Origin of the sequence: Streptomyces cellostaticus, assembly GCF_023630175.1 — a bacterium.
GTDB classification, from domain to species: Bacteria; Actinomycetota; Actinomycetes; order Streptomycetales; family Streptomycetaceae; genus Streptomyces; species Streptomyces cellostaticus_A.
In genome coordinates this window covers 105,508-128,620 of sequence record NZ_JALLIN010000018.1, presented here as the reverse complement: position 1 = coordinate 128,620, position 23,113 = coordinate 105,508, and the positions used below count along the sequence as shown (strand labels likewise).

The 23,113-nt window shown below is 73.9% G+C and carries 18 protein-coding genes; 13 read left to right on the top strand and 5 right to left on the bottom strand.

The window, feature by feature from the left end:
- Positions 1 to 391 precede the first annotated feature (391 nt).
- Positions 392 to 1,153, top strand: a complete 762-nt coding sequence (locus MXD57_RS14120) for a tetratricopeptide repeat protein (RefSeq protein WP_250401751.1) — start codon at positions 392 to 394, stop codon at positions 1,151 to 1,153.
- A 131-nt stretch (positions 1,154 to 1,284) separates the two neighbouring features.
- Here MXD57_RS14120 and MXD57_RS14115 read toward each other — a convergent pair whose 3' ends face one another.
- A complete protein-coding gene (locus tag MXD57_RS14115; protein ID WP_250401744.1) occupies positions 1,285 to 2,568 on the bottom strand; it encodes a DUF1015 domain-containing protein in 1,284 nt (427 codons plus the stop codon).
- A gap of 73 nt (positions 2,569 to 2,641) precedes the next feature.
- Here MXD57_RS14115 and MXD57_RS14110 point away from each other — a divergent pair, with 73 nt between their 5' ends.
- From MXD57_RS14110 to MXD57_RS14095, 4 genes are all read left to right on the top strand, one after another.
- Positions 2,642 to 3,667 (top strand): HAD-IIA family hydrolase, encoded by a 1,026-nt coding sequence (locus MXD57_RS14110; RefSeq protein WP_250401743.1) that lies wholly within the window; start codon positions 2,642 to 2,644, stop codon positions 3,665 to 3,667.
- A 130-nt stretch (positions 3,668 to 3,797) separates the two neighbouring features.
- On the top strand, positions 3,798 to 4,841 hold the full coding sequence (locus MXD57_RS14105) for a FecCD family ABC transporter permease (RefSeq protein WP_250401742.1): 1,044 nt from the start codon (positions 3,798 to 3,800) through the stop codon (positions 4,839 to 4,841).
- Between the two features lie 11 nt (positions 4,842 to 4,852).
- Positions 4,853 to 5,920 (top strand): FecCD family ABC transporter permease, encoded by a 1,068-nt coding sequence (locus MXD57_RS14100; protein ID WP_250401741.1) that lies wholly within the window; start codon positions 4,853 to 4,855, stop codon positions 5,918 to 5,920.
- Positions 5,917 to 6,783, top strand: a complete 867-nt coding sequence (locus tag MXD57_RS14095) for an ABC transporter ATP-binding protein (RefSeq protein ID WP_250401740.1) — start codon at positions 5,917 to 5,919, stop codon at positions 6,781 to 6,783. The genes MXD57_RS14100 and MXD57_RS14095 overlap by 4 nt, the downstream gene beginning before the upstream one ends.
- Here the strand turns inward: MXD57_RS14095 and MXD57_RS14090 are convergent.
- Positions 6,767 to 7,114 carry a sterol-binding protein gene (locus tag MXD57_RS14090; protein WP_250401739.1) on the bottom strand — a complete coding sequence of 116 codons (348 nt, stop codon included), beginning with the start codon at positions 7,112 to 7,114 and terminating at the stop codon, positions 6,767 to 6,769. The two genes, MXD57_RS14095 and MXD57_RS14090, sit on opposite strands and share 17 nt — an antisense overlap.
- A gap of 42 nt (positions 7,115 to 7,156) precedes the next feature.
- Between MXD57_RS14090 and MXD57_RS14085 the strand changes: the two genes are divergently transcribed.
- The 5 genes from MXD57_RS14085 (at position 7,157) to MXD57_RS14065 (ending at position 12,598) form a co-directional block, all read left to right on the top strand.
- A complete protein-coding gene (locus MXD57_RS14085; protein ID WP_284505535.1) occupies positions 7,157 to 7,573 on the top strand; it encodes a hypothetical protein in 417 nt (138 codons plus the stop codon).
- Positions 7,574 to 7,580: 7 nt separating this feature from the next.
- A complete protein-coding gene (locus MXD57_RS14080; RefSeq protein ID WP_250401738.1) occupies positions 7,581 to 8,396 on the top strand; it encodes a TlyA family RNA methyltransferase in 816 nt (271 codons plus the stop codon).
- Positions 8,393 to 9,301 carry an NAD kinase gene (locus MXD57_RS14075; RefSeq protein WP_250401737.1) on the top strand — a complete coding sequence of 303 codons (909 nt, stop codon included), beginning with the start codon at positions 8,393 to 8,395 and terminating at the stop codon, positions 9,299 to 9,301. Before MXD57_RS14080 ends, MXD57_RS14075 begins: the two co-directional genes overlap by 4 nt.
- A 97-nt stretch (positions 9,302 to 9,398) precedes the next feature.
- Entirely contained in the window at positions 9,399 to 11,141 is a 1,743-nt protein-coding gene (gene recN / locus MXD57_RS14070) for a DNA repair protein RecN (protein WP_250401736.1), read from the top strand.
- A 320-nt stretch (positions 11,142 to 11,461) separates the two neighbouring features.
- Positions 11,462 to 12,598, top strand: a complete 1,137-nt coding sequence (locus MXD57_RS14065) for a glycosyltransferase family 4 protein (protein ID WP_250401735.1) — start codon at positions 11,462 to 11,464, stop codon at positions 12,596 to 12,598.
- 159 nt (positions 12,599 to 12,757) lie between these two features.
- On the opposite strand, the gene MXD57_RS14060 is transcribed toward MXD57_RS14065, so the two are convergent.
- From MXD57_RS14060 to MXD57_RS14050, 3 genes are all read right to left on the bottom strand, one after another.
- Positions 12,758 to 14,407 (bottom strand): PucR family transcriptional regulator, encoded by a 1,650-nt coding sequence (locus MXD57_RS14060; RefSeq protein WP_250401734.1) that lies wholly within the window; start codon positions 14,405 to 14,407, stop codon positions 12,758 to 12,760.
- Positions 14,408 to 14,483: 76 nt separating this feature from the next.
- Positions 14,484 to 15,866 carry an FAD-binding oxidoreductase gene (locus MXD57_RS14055; protein ID WP_250401733.1) on the bottom strand — a complete coding sequence of 461 codons (1,383 nt, stop codon included), beginning with the start codon at positions 15,864 to 15,866 and terminating at the stop codon, positions 14,484 to 14,486.
- Positions 15,867 to 16,035: 169 nt separating this feature from the next.
- A complete protein-coding gene (locus MXD57_RS14050) occupies positions 16,036 to 17,838 on the bottom strand; it encodes a glycoside hydrolase family 15 protein (protein WP_250401749.1) in 1,803 nt (600 codons plus the stop codon).
- A gap of 553 nt (positions 17,839 to 18,391) precedes the next feature.
- Here MXD57_RS14050 and MXD57_RS14045 point away from each other — a divergent pair.
- From MXD57_RS14045 to MXD57_RS14035, 3 genes are all read left to right on the top strand, one after another.
- Positions 18,392 to 20,041 carry a CTP synthase gene (locus tag MXD57_RS14045; RefSeq protein ID WP_250401732.1) on the top strand — a complete coding sequence of 550 codons (1,650 nt, stop codon included), beginning with the start codon at positions 18,392 to 18,394 and terminating at the stop codon, positions 20,039 to 20,041.
- 84 nt (positions 20,042 to 20,125) lie between these two features.
- Positions 20,126 to 20,752 (top strand): NUDIX domain-containing protein, encoded by a 627-nt coding sequence (locus tag MXD57_RS14040; RefSeq protein WP_250401731.1) that lies wholly within the window; start codon positions 20,126 to 20,128, stop codon positions 20,750 to 20,752.
- A gap of 244 nt (positions 20,753 to 20,996) precedes the next feature.
- Entirely contained in the window at positions 20,997 to 23,063 is a 2,067-nt protein-coding gene (locus tag MXD57_RS14035; protein WP_250401730.1) for a tetratricopeptide repeat protein, read from the top strand.
- Positions 23,064 to 23,113: the final 50 nt, after the last annotated feature.

Below are 23,113 nucleotides of genomic sequence, written 5' to 3'. Positions count from 1 at the left end.
TGACGACCGCCGCGACGACCGTCGGGATGACCGGCGTGGTGACGACCGGGGCGGTTTCCGCCGCGACGACAACCGCGGCGAGGGTCGTGGCGACTTCCGTCGTGACGACCGCCGCGATGACCGCCGCGATGACCGCCGCGATGACCGCCGCGATGACCGGCGTGGTGACGACCGGGGCGGCTTCCGCCGCGACGACAACCGGGGCGAGCGAGGCGGCTTCCGTGGCCGTGACGACCGGGGCGGCCGCGGGCCTCGCCGGGACGACCGGGGTGGCCGGCCCGGTGGCTTCCGGGGCCGTGACGGGCGGGACGACCGCCGGGACGACCGCCGTGGTGGCGGCCGCTTCCGGGACGAGCGCGACCGTGACCGGGACCGCGAGCCGATCAAGCGGCTGCCGATCCCGGAGGACGTCACCGGTGACGAGATCGACAAGGACGTCCGGCAGGAGCTGCAGAGCCTGCCCAAGACACTCGCCGAGGACGTCGCCAAGAACCTGGTGATGGTGGCGCGGCTCATCGACGAGGACCCCGAAGGCGCCTACGGCTACTCGAGGGTGGCGCTGCGGCTGGCGTCCCGGGTCGCCGCCGTGCGTGAGGCCGCCGGCTTCGCCGCCTACGCCAACCAGAAGTACAGCGAGGCCCTCGGTGAGTTCCGGGCCGCGCGGCGCATGACCGGCACCGTGGAGCTGTGGCCCGTGATGGCCGACTGCGAGCGCGGCCTCGGCCGTCCGGAGAAGGCCCTCGACATGGCCGGCGCCCCCGAGGTGCACAAGCTGGACAAGGCCGGTCAGGTCGAGATGCGGCTCGTGGCGGCCGGCGCTCGTCGCGACATGGGCCAACTGGACGCGGCCATCGTGACCCTGCAGAGCCCCGAGCTGGCCTCCAACGCGGTCCAGGCCTGGACCGCACGACTGCGCTACGCCTACGCCGACGCCCTGCTGGCGGCCGGCCGGGAGAGCGAGGCCCGGGAGTGGTTCGCGAAGGCCGTGGAGGCCGACCGGGACGGCAGCACGGACGCCTCCGACCGGCTCGCCGAACTGGACGGCGTCGAGTTCGTCGACGCGCTCGACGAGAACGACAGCGCCACCGAGCAGGCCGACCGGCCCGACGACGACGAGGGCCGTGCCGAGAAGGCGGACGAGGACCAGGGCTGAGCAACAGGACCGGGCACCGGGACTGAGAACCAGGACTGAGAACCAGGACTGAGAACCAGGACTGACGTCCGACATGGGAAAGGGCGGGCCCCCCCCGGGGGGGCCCGCCCTTTCCCATGTCCGGGGCCGGGTCAGAGCTCCAGCGCGCGCAGCACCAGTCCCGACGCCGGCTTGGGGCCGAAGGACGTGGACTTGCGGGGCATCTTCACGCCCTGGCGGGCCAGTTCGCGTACGACCTCCTCGCGCACCGGATGCAGCAGGACGGCGGTGCTGCCGTCCTGCTCGGCCTTCGCGACGGTGGCCGCCGTGTCGTGGATGTAGGCGATGTGGGCGGGGGAGTCCTCGGGGACGTGCCACACGTGCTCGAGGAGCGTGGCGTGCAGGACGGTGGCGTCCAGGGAACGCCACGCGGCCGGACGGTCCGCGGGGATCGTCCGGTCCAGGAGGGCCGGGTCCGGGCGGTCGAGCAGATGGAAGGCCCCGTCGCCGGCCAGCAGGAACGCGTTGCCCGCGCAGGCCGCGTCCGCCAGCGCCTCCTGCGCCTTGGGCAGCGGCACGTCGAGGCGCCGTACCCGGAACAGTCCGTCCAGGGCTCTCAGCGCGTCCGTGACCGGAAGACCGTGCAGCAGGCGGTGGATGGCGCGGACACGGAGCGGGTAGCGGGCGGTGTCGACCAGCAGGACCAGACCGTGGTCCCAGGGGCTGGGAGAGGGGTGTTCGGCGCGCAGCCGCAGATAGGTGGCCCAGCGGTGGTGGCCGTCCGCGATGAGGGCCTGGTGCTGCGCCAGGTCGGACTGGATGCCGGCCAGGTCGGCGGGATCGGTGACCGACCACAGGCGGTGGTGGAAGCCGTCCTCGGTGGTCGTGGCCAGCAGCGGAGGACCGGCCACCGTGCGCTCGACGACCTCCGCCGCCGTGCCGTCGCCGCGGTAGGTCAGCAGCAGCGGCTCGAGATTGGCGCGGGTGGCGCGCATCAGCGCGGCGCGGTCCGCGACGACCGGGGGCATGACGTCCTCGTGCGGCAGTACCACGCCCTCGGCGGGGGCGGAGACGCGCAGGGCGCCGATGACACCGCGCTGGAGCATGCCGTCGCCGTCCCGCTGCTCGTACACGTACAGGGCGGGATCCGGGTCTGCGGCCAGCACGCCCTCGGCGAGCCAGCGGCGCAGGGTGTCGGCCGCCTGTTCGTTGCGGGCGTCCGGGGTACCTGCCTGCGGGAGGATCAGCCGGACGATGTTGTGCGGGTCGGACGACTCCAGGTGGTGCAGGCCGTCGGGGCGTACGACGACGTCGTACGGGGGAGAGGTGACGGAGGCCAGGCTGCCGACCCGGTCGGGGTCGTAACGAAGGCCTCGGAACGTGGTCAGTTCCAGGCCTCGGCGCACCGTTGCTTCCGAGTGACCTGCTGTGTTCATCCCGGCATCGTACGTGTGTCAGTGGGGTGGGGGATGATCGGGGGAAAGACGGTCGAACGAGGAGCGATGTGCAATGAGCCAGGGCGTCAGGACCGGGCCCCAGGGCAGTGGGCGGCCCCTGAGCGAGGCGTACGACACGGCGCTGCTCGACCTGGACGGGGTGGTGTACGCGGGCGGGAACGCCATCGCGCACGCCGTCGGCTCGCTGGAGCGGGCCCGCGCGGGAGGCATGCGTCTCGCGTACGTGACCAACAACGCCCTGCGGACGCCGGACGTCGTGGCGGAGCATCTGACGGAGCTGGGGATACCGACCGGGGCGGACGACGTCATCACCTCGGCGCAGGCGGTCGCCCGGCTGATCAGCGAGCAGGTGCCGGCCGGCGCCCGGGTGCTGGTGATCGGTGGTGAAGGGCTTCGGGTGGCGCTGCGCGAACGCGGTCTGACCCCGGTGGAGTCGGCGGACGACGACCCGGCAGCCGTGGTGCAGGGGTACGGCGGCCCGGACCTGACGTGGTCCCGGTTCGCTGAGGCCTCGTACGCGGTGGCGCGGGGCGTGCCGTGGTTCGTGTCCAACACCGACCTCACCATTCCCAGTGGGCGGGGGATCGCGCCGGGCAACGGGGCGGCCGTGGAGGTCGTGCGGATCGCCACGGGTGCGGAGCCGCAGGTGGCGGGCAAGCCGCTGCCGCCCATGCACCGGGAGACGATCCTGCGGACGGGCGCCGAGCGGCCGCTGGTGGTGGGGGACCGGCTGGACACCGACATCGAGGGCGCGTTCAACGGCGGGGTGGACTCACTTCTGGTGCTGACCGGTGTCACCGACGGCTCCCGGTTGCTGGCCGCGCCGCCGCGGCACCGGCCGACGTATGTGGACGCCGACCTGCGCGGACTGCTCACCGGGCAGCCGGAAATCACTCGCGCGGGTGACGGTTTCCGGTGCGGAGGGTGGACGGCGACCGCGGCCGACCGGCTGGAGCTCGAAGGCGACGGCGGGGCCCTGGACGGGCTGCGGGCGCTGTGCGCGGCCGCCTGGACGGCGGCCGGGGCGGGCTCCTGCGAGCTGGACGGGGAGAAGGCACTGGCCCGGCTGGAACTCTGACGCCGGGCGGATGACCGGTCCGCGGCAGGAGCCGGGTCCGGTCACCGCGAGCGGGAAGGGCGCCCGGGCGTCCGGTCCCGGTCCGGAGGCGGTATCGAGATCACGTGAGAGGGTAGGCTAACCTAACCTCGTGTTGGTCGACAGTCCTCCGGAACAGCGCGCGGACACCGCCCCCGCGCCCCCAACTCGCATGGCGGTCAGGGCCCTTGGCCTCCTGCTCGCGTTCGTGCTCCTGATGCTCGCCGCTCTGGCGAGCATCGCGGTCGGCGCGAAGGCGCTGTCGCCGGACCAGGTCTGGCACGGTCTGTTCCAGAGCACGGGGACCTACGGCGACGTCGTCGTCGACGAGCGGATGTCGCGCACCGTCCTCGGGCTGCTGGCCGGTGCCGCGCTCGGCCTGTCCGGCGGGGTGCTCCAGGCCCTGACCCGCAATCCGCTCGCCGACCCCGGGCTGCTCGGCATCAACGCCGGCGCCTCCGCCGCGGTCGTCACCGCGCTCACCTACTTCGGTGTCACCAGCCTCACCGGCTATGTGTGGTTCGCGTTCGGCGGCGCCGCGGCCGTCGGCGCGCTCGTGTGGTTCCTCGGCGGCAGCCGGGGCGCCACCCCGGTCCGGCTGGTGCTCGCCGGCACGGCGGTCAGCGCCGCGCTGTACGGCTACCTCCAGGCCGTGATGATCATGGATGGCGCGGCGCTGGGCAGGATGCGCTTCTGGACGGTGGGCTCACTGGCCTCGGCCACGGACTCGACCGTCGTGCAGGTGCTGCCGTTCCTCGCGGCCGGCACCCTGCTGGCGCTCGGGCTCGCCCGGCCGCTGAACGCCATGGCGATGGGCGACGACACCGCCCGCGCCCTCGGCGCGAACCTCGGCCGCACCCGGGCGCTCGCCATGCTCGCGGCGACGGTGCTCTGCGGTGCCGCGACCGCCGCCTGCGGTCCGATCATGTTCGTCGGTCTGATGGTGCCGCACGCCGTGCGCTCCTTCACCGGCCCCGACCTGCGCTGGATCCTGCCCTACGCGACCGCCCTGTCGCCCGTGCTGCTGCTCGGCGCCGACGTCCTCGGCCGGGTGGTCGCCCGCCCGGCGGAAGTCCAGGTCGGCATCGTCACCGCGCTCGTCGGCGGCCCGGTCTTCATCCTTCTCGTACGACGGCGCAGGACGGCCCGGCTGTGAGGGCCCGACGGATGAGCCGTGCCGTGCGCACTCCCGGGGGGCTGTCCCTGCGCCTGGACGTCCGCGCGCTGATCGTCGTCGTCGTCCTGCTGCTGCTCGCCGCCGGCACCGCGGGCGTGGCACTGATCGGCACCGGCGACGCCCGGATCCCGGCGGGCGACGTCCTCAGGACCCTGGCCGGCGACGGTACCGCGTACCAGGACTTCATCGTCAAGGAACTACGGCTGCCGCGTGTGCTGGTGGGGCTGCTGGTGGGCGCCTCGCTCGGACTCGGCGGCGCCCTGTTCCAGGCGCTCTCCCGGAACCCGCTCGGCAGCCCGGACGTACTCGGCCTCTCCCAGGGGTCGACGGCCGGCGCGCTGGTCGTGATCGTGCTGATGTCCGGCAGCGCCGCCCAGGTCACCGCGGGCGCGCTGGCCGGCGGCCTGGTGACCGGGTGCGCCATCTACCTGCTCGCCTGGAAGCGGGGCGTGCACGGGTACCGGCTGGTCCTGGTCGGTATCGGTGTCTCCGCGATCGTCACCGCCGTCAACGGCTACCTGCTCACCGAGGCCGACCTGGTCGACGCGACCCGCGCGGTGGTGTGGATGACCGGGTCCCTCGACGGCCGCGACTGGGAGCAGGTCTGGCCGCTGCTGTGGTTGTGCGCCGTCCTCGTGCCGCTCGTCCTCGTGAACGCGCGGGGGCTGCGGATGATGGAGATGGGCGACGACGTCGCGAACGCGCTCGGCGTGCGCGTGCAGCGCGTGCGGCTGGTGCTGACGGTCTGCGCCGTGCTGCTCACCGCGGCCGCCACCGCCGCCGCCGGCCCGGTCAGCTTCGTGGCGCTCACCGCGCCGCAGCTCGCCCGGCGCCTGACCCTCCCCCGTTTCGCCAAGGGCGCGCGAGGTGCCCCCGCGCCGGGGCCCTGTCTGCTGCCCTCGCTGTGCACGGGCGCCGCCCTGCTGGTCACCGCCGACTGGGCCGCACAGCGTGCCTTCGGCGCCGACCGGCTCCCGGTGGGCGTGGTCACCGGCGTGCTCGGCGGCTGCTGTCTGCTGTGGCTGCTGGTCGCCGAGCGCAGGGCGGGCCGGATATGAGCGGCACCGAGGGCGGGCCGGACCCGCGCGGCGCGCACCCGAAGACCCGAAGGAGCACTGTGAACCGCCTGTCCGCCGAGAGCGTCACCCTCGCCTACGACCAGCGCGTCATCGCCGAAGCGCTGTCGGTGGAGATCCCCGACCACTCCTTCACGGTGATCGTCGGGCCGAACGCGTGCGGCAAGTCGACGCTGCTGCGGGCGCTGTCGCGGATGCTCATGCCCCGCCGGGGCCGGGTGCTGCTGGACGGGCAGGCCATCCGGTCGATGCCGGCCAAGAAGGTGGCCCGGACGCTCGGCCTGCTGCCGCAGTCGTCGGTCGCGCCCGACGGCATCACGGTCGCCGACCTCGTCGGCCGGGGCCGCTACCCGCACCAGGGCATCCTGCGCCAGTGGTCCGCCGAGGACGAGCGGGTGGTCCAGGAGTCCATGGCGCAGACCGGGGTCGCCGAACTGGCCGACCGGTACGTGGACGAGCTGTCCGGCGGACAGCGCCAGCGCGTCTGGATCGCCATGGCCCTCGCCCAGCAGACCCCCCTGCTGCTCCTGGACGAGCCGACCACCTACCTGGACATCCAGCACCAGATCGACGTCCTCGACCTGTGCGCGGAACTGCACGAGACGCAGGGACGGACGCTGGTGGCCGTGCTGCACGACCTCAACCACGCGGCCCGCTACGCCACCCACCTCATCGCCCTGCGCGGCGGCGAGGTGATCGCCGAGGGCGCGCCGAACGACATCGTCACGGCCGAGCTGGTCGAGCAGGTCTTCGGGCTGCGCTGCCAGGTCATCGACGACCCCGAGACCGGGACCCCGCTGGTGGTCCCGGCGGCCCGCAGGGCGCGGCTCACAGCAGCTTCCTGAGCCGGAACAGGTCCAGCAGGCTCGCGTCGAGGCGCACCCGGCCCCGGCCCCACGCGGTCGCGAAGTTCAGCTCCCCGTCCACCAGGCCCACCAGGTCGTCACCGGCCAGGGCGAGCCTGATCTGCGCCTTCTCGCGGGGCGGCCCGGGACGCGTGGCGTCGATCTCGATCCGGCCGCCGGTCATCCGGCCCACGAAGGTGACGTCGAGGTCGGTGATGTGGCAGCTCACGGAGCGGTCCAGGGCGGCGGCCGCCCGGACGTCGCCCTCCGCGCCCTGCATGTTGTCCGAGAGCTTTCCCAGCGCCGTGCGGCACTCCTCGATCGTGGCCATGGCCACCGACGGTACCCCAGTGGTTCGCGGTAGCGTCTGGGCATGAGCGAGTCCGTGCCCGAGGCCCCGGTGGAGGCCGTGGCGGAGGCCGAAACCGAGACCGTGCCCGCGGCCGATCCGGCGACCGGGCCGGCGGCCCGCACCGCCGTGCCCACGGCCCACCCCGCCGTGCCGGGAGCCGAACCCGGGACCGAACCCGCCCCCGGGTGCGACGGGAGCGAGCCCGAGCCCGGGTGCGACCCCGCGGGCCCCGTGCCGCTGGCCGTCCCGCGCGTGCCCACCGGCGACGCCGACGTCGACGCGCGGCTCCAGCGGCTGGCCGACGCCGACCACCTCGCCACCGACGGCCACGTGGAGGTGTACGAGGATGTACACCGGGGGCTGCGCGACGCGCTCACCGCGCTCGACGCCCGCCCCGGACCCCCGGTCCCCGTACCGCCGTACCGACACAGGAGCTGAACCGAACGTGGCAGGAGTCGCACGCCGTCGTCTGGACGCGGAGCTGGTCCGCCGGAAGCTGGCGCGCTCGCGCGAGCACGCCAGCCAGCTGATCGCCGCCGGACGGGTCACCGTCGGCAGGACCGTGGCCACCAAGCCGGCCACCCAGGTGGAGACGGCGGCTGCGATCGTGGTCCAGAGCGACGAGAGCGACCCCGACTACGTCTCCCGGGGCGGCCACAAGCTCGCCGGCGCGTTCGAGGCCTTCGTGCCGCTGGGTCTGGCCGTCCGGGGCCGGCGCGCGCTGGACGCCGGCGCGTCCACCGGCGGCTTCACCGACGTCCTGCTGCGCGCGGGCGCCGCGCACGTCGTCGCCGTGGACGTCGGATACGGCCAACTTGCCTGGTCCCTGCGCAACGATGAACGCGTCACCGTCAAGGACCGTACGAACGTACGCGAGTTGACGCTTGAGGCGATCGATGGGGAACCTGTGGATCTTGTCGTGGGCGATCTGTCCTTCATCCCGCTCGGGCTGGTGCTGCCCGCCCTGAAACGGTGCGTGAAGCCGGACGCCGACCTGGTGATGATGGTCAAGCCGCAGTTCGAGGTGGGGAAGGAACGACTGGGCAGCGGGGGCGTCGTACGGAGTCCGCAGCTACGGGCGGAGGCCGTGCGCGGAGTGGCCGACAAGGCCTGGGAACTGGGACTCGGGGCGCGGGGGGTCGCCGCGAGTCCACTGCCCGGACCGTCGGGCAATGTCGAGTACTTCCTGTGGCTGCGGTCCGGCGCCCCCCGCCTGGACCCGGCCGAAGTCGACCGAGCAGTGGCGGAGGGGCCGCGTTGACACAGAACCGAGCGCGTACTGTTTTCCTGCTCGCCCACACCGGGCGGCCCGCGGCCATCCGCAGCGCGGAGCTGGTCGTCAAGGGGCTGCTCCGGCACGGCATCGGGGTGCGGGTGCTGGAGGAGGAGGCGTGCGACCTGCCGCTCCCGGACGAGGTGGGACTCGTCAAGGAGGCCACCCCGCAGTGCCTCGACGGGTGCGAGCTGCTCATCGTCCTCGGCGGTGACGGAACCCTGCTGCGCGGCGCCGAGTTCGCCCGGGCCTCGGGGGTGCCGATGCTTGGCGTCAACCTCGGCCGGGTCGGGTTCCTGGCGGAGGCCGAGCGGGACGACCTGGACCGGGTGGTCGACCGGGTGGTGGCGCGCTCCTACGAGGTCGAGGAGCGGATGACGATCGACGTCGTCGTGCACCGCAACGGCGACATCGTGCACACCGACTGGGCGCTGAACGAGGCCGCCGTGCAGAAGGCGGGCGCGGAGAAGATGCTCGAGGTCGTCCTGGAGATCGACGGGCGGCCGGTCACGGCGTTCGGGTGCGACGGCATGGTGCTGTCGACGCCCACCGGCTCCACCGCGTACGCCTTCTCCGCCGGCGGGCCCGTGGTGTGGCCCGAGGTCGAGGCGCTGCTGATGGTGCCGATCAGCGCGCACGCGCTGTTCGCCAAGCCGCTGGTCACCTCGCCGGACTCGGTGCTCGCGGTGGAGGTGCTGCCGCACATTCCGCCGGGCGTGCTGTGGTGCGACGGGCGGCGGACCATCGAGCTGCCGCCGGGGGCGCGGGTGGAGGTGCGGCGCGGTGCCGTGCCGGTGCGGCTGGCCCGGCTGCACCACGCCTCGTTCACGGACCGGCTGGTCGCGAAGTTCGCGCTGCCGACCACCGGCTGGCGGGGCGCGCCGCACCAGTGACCGGCCCGGCCCGGGGCCGTCGCCGCCGGGTCCCGCGGGAGGCCGCTCGCCGGGGAGACACGGGCGGGCCATGTGCGCTCCCCGCCCTGCACCTCGTATGGTCTGTTCCGTGTTGGAGGAGATGCGGATACGGTCGCTCGGGGTCATCGACGATGCCGTGGTCGAGCTGTCACCGGGGTTCACCGCCGTCACCGGCGAGACCGGCGCGGGCAAGACCATGGTGGTCACCAGTCTGGGGCTGCTGCTCGGCGGGCGTGCGGACCCGGCGCTGGTGCGGATCGGGGCGGGCAAGGCGGTCGTGGAGGGGCGGATCGCCGTCCCCTCGGACGCCACCGCCCTCGTACGCGCCGAGGAGGCCGGGGCCGAGCTGGACGACGGCGCCCTGCTGATCAGCCGCACCGTCTCCGCCGAGGGCCGCTCGCGGGCGCACCTGGGCGGCCGCAGCGTGCCGGTGGGGCTGCTCGCCGAGCTGGCCGACGACCTGGTGGCCGTGCACGGCCAGACCGACCAGCAGGGGCTGCTGAAGCTTACCCGGCAGCGGCAGGCGCTCGACCGGTACGCCGGGGACGCCGTCGCCGTGCCGCTGGCCAAGTACGCCGAGGCCTACCGGCGGCTGCGGGCCGTCTCCGCCGAGCTGGCGGAGATCGTCACGCGCGGGCGTGAACGCGCCCAGGAGGCCGACATGCTCCGGTACGGGCTCGAGGAGATCGCCGGCGTGGAGCCCCGGGCCGGGGAGGACGTGGAGCTGGCCGAGGAGGCGGAACGGCTGGGGCACGCCGAGGCGCTGTCGTCCGCCGCGTCCGCCGCGCACGCCGCTCTCGCGGGCAACCCCGAGGACCCCGAGGGGATCGACGCGACGACCCTCGTCGCGGGCGCGCACCGGGCCCTGGACGCCGTCCGCTCGCACGATCCGGCGCTCGCCTCCCTCGCCGAACGGATCGGTGAGGTCGGCATCCTGCTCTCCGACGTGGCCGGAGAGCTGGCCGGATACGCCGACGACCTCGACGCCGACCCGCTGCGGCTGGCCGCGGTGGAGGAGCGCCGGGCCGCCCTCGGCGCGCTGACCCGCAAGTACGGCGACGACGTGGGCGCCGTCCTCGCCTGGGCCGAGCGCGGCGCCGCGCGGCTCACCGAGCTGGAGGGCGACGACGAGCGGACCGGCGAACTGACCGCCGAACGGGACGCCCTGCGCACCGAACTGGGCGGACTCGCCCAGGCGCTGACGGACGCCCGGACGGAGGCCGCCGAGCGGTTCGCCGCCGCCGTGACCGCCGAGCTGGCCTCGCTGGCGATGCCCCACGCGCGGGTGTCCTTCGACATCCGGCAGACCGAGGATCCGGAGGGCGTCGAGGTCGGCGGCCGTCCTGTCGCCTACGGTCCCGCCGGCGCCGACGAGGTCGAACTGCTGCTCGCCCCGCACCCGGGGGCTCCGCCGCGGCCCATCGCCAAGGGCGCGTCCGGGGGCGAGCTGTCCCGCGTCATGCTGGCCGTGGAGGTGGTGTTCGCGGGCACCGACCCGGTGCCGACGTACCTCTTCGACGAGGTGGACGCCGGTGTCGGTGGCAAGGCCGCGGTGGAGATCGGCCGCCGGCTGGCGAGGCTGGCGAGGACCGCGCAGGTCGTCGTGGTCACCCACCTGCCCCAGGTCGCCGCGTTCGCCGACCGCCAGCTCCTGGTCGAGAAGACCAACGACGGCACGGTGACCCGGTCCGGTGTCAAGGTCCTGGAGGGAGAGGAACGGGTCCGCGAACTCTCCCGCATGCTGGCGGGCCAGGAGGACTCGGAGACGGCCCGCGCCCACGCCGAGGAACTCCTGGAGACGGCCCGCGCCGACCTCTAGTGCCGCCTCGGTGCGGCACCGGCACCCGGCCTCCCGGCCCTCGGGCGGCGCCGGCCGCGGCCTGCGGGGACGGAGGCCGCGGTCTTCGGCCGCCGCAGGCCGTGCTCACCCGTGGGGGTGAACGTGCTCCGGCGCGGTGCGCCGGGTCGCGCCGGTGCGCGCCTCCCCGGGCCGTGCCGGAACGGCCGTACGTCCTGGCATGCTTGGTGGCGGACGCGATGCGCGCGGGAGGCGCGCAGTACGCCCTTTCGGTCCTCCCGGCCCGGTACCTTCGGTACGTTTTCTCGTGACGCCCGCCCCGAATCAGGAGCCCCGGCCCCGTGAGCCCCGTGAGCAGCAACGCACCGCACGGCCAGTCGCCGCTGCGCACCGTGCAGGTGCTGGGCGGGGGCAACGCCGGCAGCAGCGCGCACGTACGCTCCCTGGCCGAAGGGCTCGTCGCCCGGGGCGTGCGGGTCACCGTGTGCGCCCCCGTCGAGGCCGACCACGCCTACGACTTCACCGGCACCGGCGCCGACCACGTGCACGTGCCGCGCAGCAGCGACCCGGCCTCCGTGGCCGCGCTCCGGGCCGCCTGCGCAGGCGCCGACCTCGTGCACGCCCATGGTCTGCACGCCTCGTTCCGAGCGGTGCTCGCACTCGGCGGACGGGCCACCCCTCTGGTGGTCACCTGGCACAACCGGGCCCGGGCGGAGGGCGCGCGGGCGCACCTGCTGCGCCTGCTGGAGCGGCGCGTGGTGCGCACCGCCGCCGTGGTGCTCGGCACCACCTCCGACCTGGTGGACCGGGCCCGCCGCACCGGCGCGCGGGACGCCCGGCTGGCGGCCGTGGCCCTGCCCGGCCGGCGCCGTCGCCCGGCCCACGACGACACCGACCGGGGGCGGCCCAAACTGCGGGCCGAACTCGGAGCCACCGGACGCCCGTTGCTCATGGCGGCCGGATCCCTCGACCGGCAGCGCGGCTACTCCGTCCTGCTGGACGCGGCCCGCGCCTGGCGCGACCTCGACCCCGTCCCGCTGGTCGTCGTCGCGGGGGAGGGGCCGCTGCGTCCCGAACTCCAGCGGCGGATCGAGGACGAGGAACTGCCGGTACGGCTCGTCGGGCGCCGCGACGACCTCCCCGAACTGCTCGCGGCCGCCGACCTGGCGCTGCTGACCGGCAGGTGGGAGTCCCGGTCCGTCCTCGCCCAGGAGGCGCTGCTGGCCGGCGTGCCGCTCGTCGCGGCCCGCGTCGGCGGTGTCCCGGACCTGGTCGGCGAGGCCGCCGAACTCGTCCCGTACGGCGACGCGGAGGCCCTCGCGGCCGCGGTCGCCGGGCTCCTCGCCGACCCCGCACGCCGTGAACTGCTGCGTGAGCGGGGCCCGCGGCAGGCCGCGACCTGGCCGACCGAGGACGAGACCGTCGCCCAGGTCCTGAGCGTCTACGACGAACTCACCCAGCCCACACCCCTTCCCTGAGGGCTGTCCCGCGATCCCCGGCGGGCGCACGACGACGGCCGCGGCACCACGCCGCGTTGCCGGACCGCCCGAACACGCCCGGTACGAGGACGGCTCCGCGCCCTGCGGAGCTCCGCATCCGACGCTGTGCGGTGACTGACCGCGCAGCACGGGACGGCACTAGGACGTGTGCCGGCGGGCGCGCAGTGCCAGGCTCAGGGCGAGCACCGTCTGCGGGTCGTCGAGGTCGGTGCCCAGCAACTCGCCGATGCGGGCGAGGCGGTTGTACAGGGTCTGCCGGTTGAGGTGCAGTTCGCGGGCGGTCTCCGCCTTGCGGCCCGCGTGCGCCAGATACGTCTCCAGGGTGGGCAGCAGCGGTGGCCTGGAGCGGTGGTCGTGGTCGCGCAGCGGACCGATCGCGCGGTCCACGAACGCCGCGAGGTCCGGGTGGTCGCGCAGCCGCCACAGCAGCAGGTCGATGTCCAGGCGGCGGGCGTCGTACCAGGGCCGGTCGGTGAGGCCCTGGGCCGCGGTCGCCGTCTCCGCCGCGTGCCGCAGTCCGGCCGACGCGGCCGCCCAGCCGCCGGCCACCCCGACGACCACGACCGGCGGGGCCGCGCCCGGCCGCCGCATCCCGGCCCGTTCCACGCCCGCCCGCAGCGCCGCGGCCACCCGGTCGGCGACCGCCGGCCGCTCCGACTCCGCGCGCAGCCCGAGCAGGACCAGCACCCGGCCCTCGACCGGCCGGACGCCCAGCAGCACCGGCACCCCCACCGAGGCCAGTTCCTCGGAGACCGCACGCGCCAGCACCGCCCAGCCCCCGGACGGGGACAGGGGGTCCCCGACCCGCATCACCACCGGCAGCAGCGGGTTGCCGCCCGGTTTGAACCCCAGGACGCGGGCCTGTGCCGGAGCGTCCTCCGCCGTGATCCGTCCCTCCGCCAGGTCGGTGAGGAAGTCGCCCCGGCCCCGTGCGGCCAGCTCCTCCTCCTGCCGGGCCTGCATCAGCACCACGGCCAGGATGCCCGCCGCCCGTTCCGCGGCCATCCGGTGCACCGGCGCCAGCGGCGAGCGGACCGGCAGCAGCACCAGCCGGGCCCGCACCGACCCCGGCCCCGCACCGGGCCCGCCGCCGGGGACGTCCACGAGCGCCGAACCGGCCGGTGGCGGCGCGTCCTTCTGCGGGCCGCGCAGCCCCTCCCACACCTGCAGCGGATCGGCGCCCTCGGGCCCCGCCCCGGCGGCGTAGAGCAGCCGGCCGTCCGCCGTCTCCAGGAACACCGGGTTCGCGCAGAAGTCGGCCAGGATGCCGAGCACTTGCGGCACCCCGCCCCCGCCCAGCAGCGCCTCCGTGCACCGCCGGTGCACCTCCTCGGCGCGTTGCAGCAGCGCGTAGTGCCCGTTGACGATCTCCGTGTGGATCTCCTCGGTGACCGTCACGAAGGGCACCTCGCGGTGGAGCTGGACCAGTGGCAGCCCTGCGGTGCGCGCGGTGTCCACCAGGGCCGCGGGCAGCCGTGCGAACCGCGGCCCCAGCTCCACCACCAGCGCGGCGATGCCCCGCTCGGCGAGGGTGCGTACGAACGCCCGCTGCTCGGCCGGCCGGGTACCGAGCCCGTAGCCGGTGGTGAGCAGCAGCTCGCCGCCCTTCAGCAGCGAGGCGATGTTCGGCACCTCGCCCGCGTGCACCCAGCGCACGGTGCGCCCCAGCCGGTCGCCGCCCGCCAGGATCTCGGGCAGGCCGCTGCGCAGCCCTGGCAGCTCCAGCGCCCGCCGAACGGTGATCCCGGCGCCCTGAGTGGCGGGTCTGCTCTCCGTACCGCTGTCCATGGAGCGGACGCTACCTGCGTAAACGCCCGGGCGACAGCGTGCGCCCCGGCGCGGGCCCCGTCGTTCGCGCCCGGAACTACACCGGGTGGATGTTGTGGTTGAAGCGGAACACGTTGTCCGGGTCGTAGGCCCGCTTCACCTTCTCCAGCCGCAGCAGGTTTCCTTCGCCCAGTCCCGCCCTGACCCGATCCCGGCCCTCGTCCCCGATGAAGTTCAGGTAGACGGCGCCGGTGCTCCAGGGCCGGACGTCGCCGCGCACCTCGCGCACCCAGGCGACCGCCCGCTCGTCGTCGGCCGGGTCCTGCCAGATGGCGAAGGGGTGCACCGCCCAGGGCGCGTCCCGGTAGGGCACCGGGAACTCGTGCGGGCCGGCGGCGATCGCGCCGCCCTGCGGGAACAGCAGGTGCTGGGTGCTGGTGGGTACCGGCATGCTCTCCGCGCGGGCGCAGTAGACGTCCACCAGTTCGTCGGGCAGACCGGTCACGTACTCGGCCGACCAGTAGTTCCGCTGCCCGGGCGGGTCGTCCAGCATGCACTGGACGTCGGCGTACGGCATCGCGCCGACGATCTGCGCCTCGTGGGGCATCGCCAGCAGGGGCTCGGCGAGCTTGCGCAGGCCGTCCTCGCCGCCGGCGTAGGTCAGCAGCGCGACGCACACCAGCTTGCCCACCAGCTCCGCCGGCACGAACTCCTCGGGCGGGCCGGTCAGGTAGAGCACGGCGCCGCTCACCTCGTCGGGACCGGTGGTGACGATCTCACGGAAGACGCGGACCACGTCCTGGCCGCGTTGCGGCAGGTACAGCAGCAGGGCGATGGAGAACTCGGGCAGTTCGTGCAGCCGCAGGGTGAGCGCGGTGGCGACGCCGAAGTTTCCGCCGCCGCCGTGCAGGGCCCAGAACAGCTCCGGGTTCTCGTCGGCGCTCGCGTGCACCCGCTCGGCGTCAGCGGTCACCAGCTCCACGCCGAGCAGGTTGTCGGCGGCGTAGCCGAAGGCGCGGTCCAGCCAGCCGGTGCCGCCGCCGAGGACGAAGCCGCCGACACCGGTGGTCGAGACGCGGCCACCGGTGGTGGCGAGGCCGTGCGGCTGGGTGGCCCGGTCCAGATGGGTCATCGTGGCGCCGCCCTCCACCCGGACCGCCTCGGCCGCCGGATCCACGCTCACCCCGTGCATCCGGCGCAGGTCCACCACCACGGCGCCGTCGCCCAGGGCCGTGCCGGCCACACTGTGCCCGCCGCCGCGCACCGCGACCGGAAGGTCCAGGTCCCGGGCGAACCGTACGGCGCGGACCACGTCGGACGGGCCCGTGCACTGGGCGATCACCGCCGGCCGCCGGTCGATCATCGCGTTGAAGACGGTGCGGGCCTCGTCGTAGCCCGGGTCCGAGGGGGCGAACACGTCGCCGGCCAGGTCTTCGCGCAGCGCGGCGAGAGCCGCGCCCGCCTTCGAAGGGGAAGCCATGGCCGCCCCCCTTCCGGAAAGTGGCAATGGTGCCTCTCCAGCCTAAGGGCTCTCCCTCGGGCGGACGACGGCACCTTCACCACCGGCCCCGGTGCGGGCGGACTCCCGTCCGCCCGCGGCGCCGCTCGGACCGGCGACAGCGCCCGCGAGCCGGTTCGGCCGATGCCGTTCAGCCGCCGTACGCCCCCGAGGCCGTCAGCCGCAGCGCGGTGTCGATCAGCGGCACGTGGCTGAACGCCTGGGGGAAGTTGCCGACCTGGCGCTGGAGCCGCGGGTCCCACTCCTCGGCGAGCAGACCCAGGTCGTTGCGGAGCGCGAGGAGCTTCTCGAACAGCTTCCTGGCCTCGTCCACGCGGCCGATCATCGCGAGGTCGTCCGCCATCCAGAACGAGCAGGCGAGGAAGGCCCCTTCGTCGCCGGGGAGGCCGTCGACGCCCTCGTCCTTGCCCTCGGTGGGGTAGCGCAGGATGAACCCGTCCGAGGTGGACAGCTCGCGCTGGATCGCCTCGATGGTGCCGATCACCCGCTTGTCGTCCGGCGGCAGGAAGCCCATCTGCGGGATCAGCAGCAGGGAGGCGTCCAGCTCCTGGGAGCCGTAGGACTGCGTGAAGGTGTTGCGTTCCTTGTCGTAGCCCTTCTCGCACACGTCCCGGTGGATGTCGTCGCGCAGTTCCTTCCAGCGCTCCAGCGGGCCGTCCGCGTCTCCGGACTCGATCAGCTTGATCGTGCGGTCCACCGCCACCCAGGCCATCACCTTGGAGTGCACGAAGTGCCGGCGCGGGCCGCGCACCTCCCAGATGCCCTCGTCCGGCTCCTGCCAGTGGTCCTCGAGGTAGCGGATCAGCTTGAGCTGGAGCAGGGAGGCGTAGTCGTTGCGGGCCAGGCCCGTCATATGGGCCAGGTGCAGGGCCTCGGTGACCTCGCCGTAGACGTCGAGCTGGAGCTGGTGCGCGGCGCCGTTGCCGACCCGGACCGGGGCCGAGTGCTCGTAGCCCGGCAGCCAGTCCAGCTCCGCCTCGCCCAGCTCGCGCTCGCCCGCGATGCCGTACATGATCTGCAGGTTCTCGGGGTCGCCGGCCACCGCGCGCAGCAGCCACTCCCGCCAGGCGCGGGCCTCCTCGCGGTAGCCGGTGCGCAGCAGCGAGGACAGGGTGATCGCCGCGTCGCGCAGCCAGGTGTAGCGGTAGTCCCAGTTGCGGACGCCGCCGATGTCCTCGGGCAGGGAGGTGGTGGGGGCCGCGACGATGCCGCCGGTCGGGGCGTAGGTCAGCGCCTTCAGGGTGATCAGCGAGCGGACCACCGCCTCGCGGTACGGACCGTGGTACGTGCAGTGCTCGACCCACTCGCGCCAGAAGTCCTCGGTCGCCTCCAGCGAGGCCTCCGGTTCCGGCAGCGGGGGCGGCTGCTTGTGCGAGGGCTGCCAGGAGATCGTGAACGCGATCCGGTCACCCGGGGCGACGGTGAAGTCGGCGTAGGTCGTCAGCGACTTTCCGTAGGTCTCGGCCTCCGTGTCGAACCACACCGAGTCGGGCCCGGCGACCGCCACCGTGCGGCCCTCGTGCTTGTGCACCCAGGGCACGACCCGGCCGTAGGAGAAGCGCATCCTGAGCGCCGAGCGCATCGGCACCCGGCCGGTGACGCCCTCCACGATCCGGATGAGCTGCGGGGCGCCGTCGCGCGGGGGCATGAAATCGGTCACGCGCACGGTGCCGCGCGGGGTGTCCCACTCCGACTCCAGGATCAGCGAGTCGCCCCGGTAGCTGCGCCGGGCGGCCGTGGGCGGCTGGGAGTCGGCCGCGTACGCCGGGCCGAGCCGCCAGAAGCCGTGCTCCTCGGTGCCCAGCAGGCCGGCGAAGATGGCATGCGAGTCGAAGCGGGGCAGGCACAGCCAGTCGACTGTGCCGTCCCGGCAGACCAGGGCAGCGGTCTGCATGTCTCCGATGAGTGCGTAGTCTTCGATGCGCCCGGCCACGTGCAACTCCAGTCGAACGGCCACGTCACCCCCGCGCAGGGGGCTGTCGCTAGTGCGGTCAAGGGGTCGTTTGTTGTGCGTCGTTGAGCGGTGAAGCAAAGTAGCCCGCCGAGCCCTGGGGCAAAACGACAGTCCTTGCTCAACGAACTGCCGCGCTCTCGTTGTTCCGGGTGCTGCGGGCGGGGGTGTGCCGTCGTTCCGGACGGGCTCGGCAGGTGAGTGTCCGAGCAGGATACGACGCACGCAGATGATCTGCGTGCCGCTCCCGGCAACCCGTGTGGGCCGAACGAGTGACCAGCGGGTGATGGGCGTGTGACGGGTGCGCACGCGTGTGAACGGGTGGGCCGTGCGCCGTCCCCGAACCGGACCGCTGTGTGCCGGAGCGGGCGCGGAGCGTGGCCGGGAGCCATCCCCTCCGGGCGCTGTTACGCTGGTAGCCCGTGGACCGGTGGGAGACGAACCCCCGAACCGCAGCGACGGCGACCCCCGGAGACATCCGGACCGGCAGCCGCACCGCACGACAGTCAGCGACCACGGGAGCCCCCTCTTGGCCATGCCGCCGAAATCTACGACGACCAAGCACATCTTCGTCACCGGGGGTGTCGCCTCCTCGCTCGGCAAGGGCCTCACCGCCTCCAGCCTGGGCATGCTGCTCAAGGCCCGCGGCCTGCGCGTCGTGATGCAGAAGCTGGACCCGTACCTCAACGTCGACCCGGGCACGATGAACCCCTTCCAGCACGGTGAGGTGTTCGTCACCAACGACGGCGCCGAGACCGACCTGGACATCGGCCACTACGAGCGCTTCCTCGACCGGGACCTGGACGGATCCGCCAACGTCACCACCGGTCAGGTCTACTCGACGGTGATCGCCAAGGAGCGGCGCGGCGAGTACCTGGGCGACACCGTCCAGGTCATCCCGCACATCACCAACGAGATCAAGCACCGCATCCGCCGCATGGCGACGGACGAGGTCGACGTGGTGATCACCGAGGTCGGCGGCACGGTCGGCGACATCGAGTCGCTGCCGTTCCTGGAGACCGTCCGCCAGGTCCGCCACGAGGTCGGCCGGGACAACGTCTTCGTCGTCCACATCTCGCTGCTGCCGTACATCGGCCCCTCCGGCGAGCTGAAGACCAAGCCGACCCAGCACTCCGTCGCCGCCCTGCGCAACATCGGTATCCAGCCGGACGCCATCGTGCTGCGCTGCGACCGTGAGGTGCCGACCGCCATCAAGCGCAAGATCTCGCTGATGTGCGACGTCGACGAGGCCGCCGTCGTGGCCTGCCCGGACGCCCGCTCGATCTACGACATCCCGAAGGTCGTGCACTCCGAGGGCCTGGACGCCTATGTCGTGCGCAAGCTCGACCTGCCGTTCCGGGACGTCGACTGGACGACCTGGGACGACCTGCTGGACCGCGTCCACAACCCCGACCACGAGATCACCCTCGCCCTGGTCGGCAAGTACATCGACCTGCCCGACGCCTACCTGTCGGTCACCGAGGCGCTGCGCGCCGGCGGCTTCGCCAACAAGGCCCGTGTCAAGATCAAGTGGGTCACCTCCGACGACTGCAAGACCCCGGCCGGTGCCGAGGCGCAGCTCGGCGACGTCGACGGCATCTGCATCCCCGGCGGCTTCGGCGACCGCGGTGTGCTCGGCAAGGTCGGCGCGATCCGCTACGCCCGCGAGAACAGGATCCCGCTGCTGGGCCTCTGCCTGGGCCTGCAGTGCATCGTGATCGAGGCCGCGCGCGGCCTGGCCGACATCCCGGACGCCAACTCCACCGAGTTCGACCCGGCCACCGCCCATCCGGTCATCTCCACGATGGCCGAGCAGATGGACATCGTCGCCGGTGAGGGCGACATGGGCGGCACCATGCGGCTCGGCATGTACCCGGCGAAGCTGGCCGAGGGCTCCATCGTCCGCGAGGTGTACGACGACAAGGAGTACGTCGAGGAGCGGCACCGCCACCGCTACGAGGTGAACAACGCCTACCGCGCGGAGCTGGAGAAGAAGGCCGGCATCCAGTTCTCGGGCACCTCGCCGGACGGCAAGCTCGTGGAGTACGTGGAGTACCCGCGCGACGTCCACCCCTACCTGGTCGCCACGCAGGCGCACCCCGAGCTGCGCTCGCGGCCGACCCGTCCGCACCCGCTCTTCGCCGGGCTGGTGAAGGCCTCCGTCGAGCGGAAGATCTCGAAGTAGCACGACGGTTGTACGGTGGCCGGGGCGCTCCCGTTCAGAACGGGCCGCGCCCCGGCCGCTCGTGCACGTGTGGAAGGACAGGGCATGACGATCAAGGACACCCCCGCGGAGTGGGAGATCCGGGCGACGGAGACCCCCTTCACGGGCAACAAGACCTCCGTGCGCACGGACGAGGTCGTCATGCCCGACGGCTCGGTGGTCCGCCGCGACTACCAGGTGCACCCCGGCTCGGTCGCCGTCCTCGCGCTCGATGCGGAGGACCGGGTGCTGCTGATCAACCAGTACCGGCACCCGGTGCGCCACAAGCTCTGGGAGATCCCGGCCGGCCTGCTCGACGTGCCCGGTGAGAACCCGCTGCACGCCGCCCAGCGCGAGCTGTACGAGGAGGCGCACGTCAAGGCCGAGGACTGGCGGGTGCTGACCGACGTGTACACCACCCCCGGCGGCTGCGACGAGGCCGTACGCATCTTCCTCGCCCGTGACCTCTCGGAGGCCGAGGGCGAGCGGTTCGAGGCGGAGCACGAGGAGACCGACATGGAGCACGCGCGCCTGCCGGTCGACGAACTGGTGCGCCGGGTGCTCGCCGGCGATGTGCACAACAACTGCCTCGTGGTGGGCGTCCTCTCGCTGGTCGCCGCCCGGGGCGGGGACGGCCTGGACGGGCTGCGCCCGGCCGACGCGCCCTGGCCCGCGCGCCCCTTCGACTCCTGAGCCCGGCAGCTCCGGGGAGGGCCCGGGCGGCCGTCCCGGACCCGCCGGAGCCCGCCCGGACCCCCTCCGTCCGGAGCCTCGTCCCAGCCGTCCGCGCATTGGTGTGACGATCGCCTGATCCGATCGGGGGATGTGTCCGCCGCGCTCCCACCGGAACGTCGCAGAGCGTGAACTAGGCTCTGGAAATGCCTGTTCCGGGAGGACCCGGCGGGCTTGCGCGCGCGGTGGGACGGGAGTGTGGCCCGTGACGGATCAGGCGGTGGACACGGACGACGCGCGGCTGCCCGCGCATCCGCCCTCGGAGGATCATTTCCTGGGCCGCACGCGGGAGTTGAAGGGTCTGCGCGCCGACATCGAGCGCGCCGGGCTGGACACCCTCTCGGGGCGCAAGCCACCCCGCGCGCGCGTGCTCCTCATCGCCGGACGCCCCGGGTCCGGCCGGACCGCCCTGGCCGGGGAACTGGCCCGGCAGGTCGCCGAGCGTTACCCCGACGGAGTGCTGCGGGCCCGCCTCGGCGAGCCCGACGGCACCCCCGTACCGGTCGCGCGCACCGCCCGCGAACTGCTCGCCGCGCTCGACGTGCCGGCTCCCGCCGGGGCCGCCGAGGAGGAGCTGACCGAGGTGCTGCGCACGGCCCTCGCGGGCCGGCGGGCGCTGCTCCTGCTGGACGACGCGGCCGGCGCCGAGCAGGTGGACGCACTGCTCCCGGACGCCCCCGACTGCCTGGTCGTGGCCGTCGCCGGCGGTCCGCTCACCGGCATCGCCGACGTCCGCCCCTGCACCCTGGGCGGCCTCGACGCGAAGTCCGCGGTGGAACTCCTGACCCGCTACACCGGCTCGGTCCGGATCACCGTCGACCCGCGCTCCGCCGAGAGCCTCGCCGAGGCCTGCGAGGGGCAGCCGGCCGCGCTCGCCCTGGCCGGCGGCTGGCTCGCCTCCCGGCCCCAGGCAGCCGTCTCCGACCTGGCCAAACGGCTGCACACGGACACCGGCGACGCCCCCGAGGGCACCCCGCTCGCCCGGGTCTTCCGGCTCGTCCACGACCAGCTCCCGGGCCGGGCCGCCCGGGTACTGCGCCTGCTGTGCCTGGCCCCGGCCGGCCTGGCCGACCCGCACACCGCCTCCGCCCTGGCCGGCTGCTCGGTGGACACCGCCGGCGCCGTGCTGGAGGAGTTCGCCGCAGTCGGTCTGCTGCGCGCGGTGGACTCCCCGCTGCCCCAGTACGCCGTCCCCGGCTGCCTGCACCCGCTGATGCGCGCCCGCGCCGAGAGCCAGGAGCGCCCCGGTGAGCTCCAGCTCGCCCGGGCCCGGATGCTGGAGCGCAACGTACGGCTGCTGCAGTCCTGCCGGCTGATCACCGAGACGGACAGCCCGCAGGCCCGGGAGAGGCTGCGGGAGATGCCCCCGGCGCTGCGCTTCCCCACGCCCCGCGCCGCCGCCGAGTGGCTGCGGGTGCGCCGGCCCGCCCTGCTGGCCGCCACCCGCGCGGCCGTCGCCGACGGGGAGCTGGACACCCTCGCCCGCCGGTTGATGTCCCAGCTCGTCAGGGCCATGGCGGCGCACTTCGGGGCACAGGCGGCCGCTCCCGACCTGTACGAGATCCACGGCCTCGTCCTCGACGTCGCCGAGCGGCGCGGACTGCACCGGGAGCGGGCCGCCGCCCTGCTCAACCTCGGCGACGTGGACGCGCAGACCGGCCGCACCAGGGACGCGCTGACCCGCTACCGGGCCGCGCTGGACGCCGGACGCGAGGCGAACGACCCGTACGCCACCGGCCGCGCGATGGAATCCGTAGGCGGCGCCCACCAGGAGCTGGGGGACTTCGACCGGGCCGCGGACTGGTTCGGGCGGGCGCTGGCCGAGCGGCTGGCCCGGGGCGAGCGCGCCGAGGCCGCCCGGCTGTACGGCCGCACGGGCACGGCCCACACCTACGCGGGCCGCTACGGCGAGGCGCTGAGGAATTGGCGCGCGGCCGCCGCCGGGTACCGCAAGGACGGTGATGTGGCCGCCCACGCGCGGGCGTTGAGCGAGGTGGCCCGGGTGCAGGAGTACGCGGGGCGGCCCGAGGAGTCGCTGCACACCTGCCGGGAGGCCGTGGAGTGGGCGCGGCGTGCCCAGGACACCCGGCTGCAGGCCGCCCTGCAGCTCAGACTGGCCGACACCCTGGACCGGCTCGGCGACCCCGCGGCCGCCCATCTGCACAGGTCCGCGGCCGAGCGCATGCTGGGTAACGGGCCGCAGGAGGACGACATGCTGCCGGAACGCGGTGATGATGCCTGCGAAATCCGTACTGCCGCGAGCGAAGATTGATGCAATGAAAGGCTAGACAGGCGGAACACCTTCATTAGACTGGCTCTGCC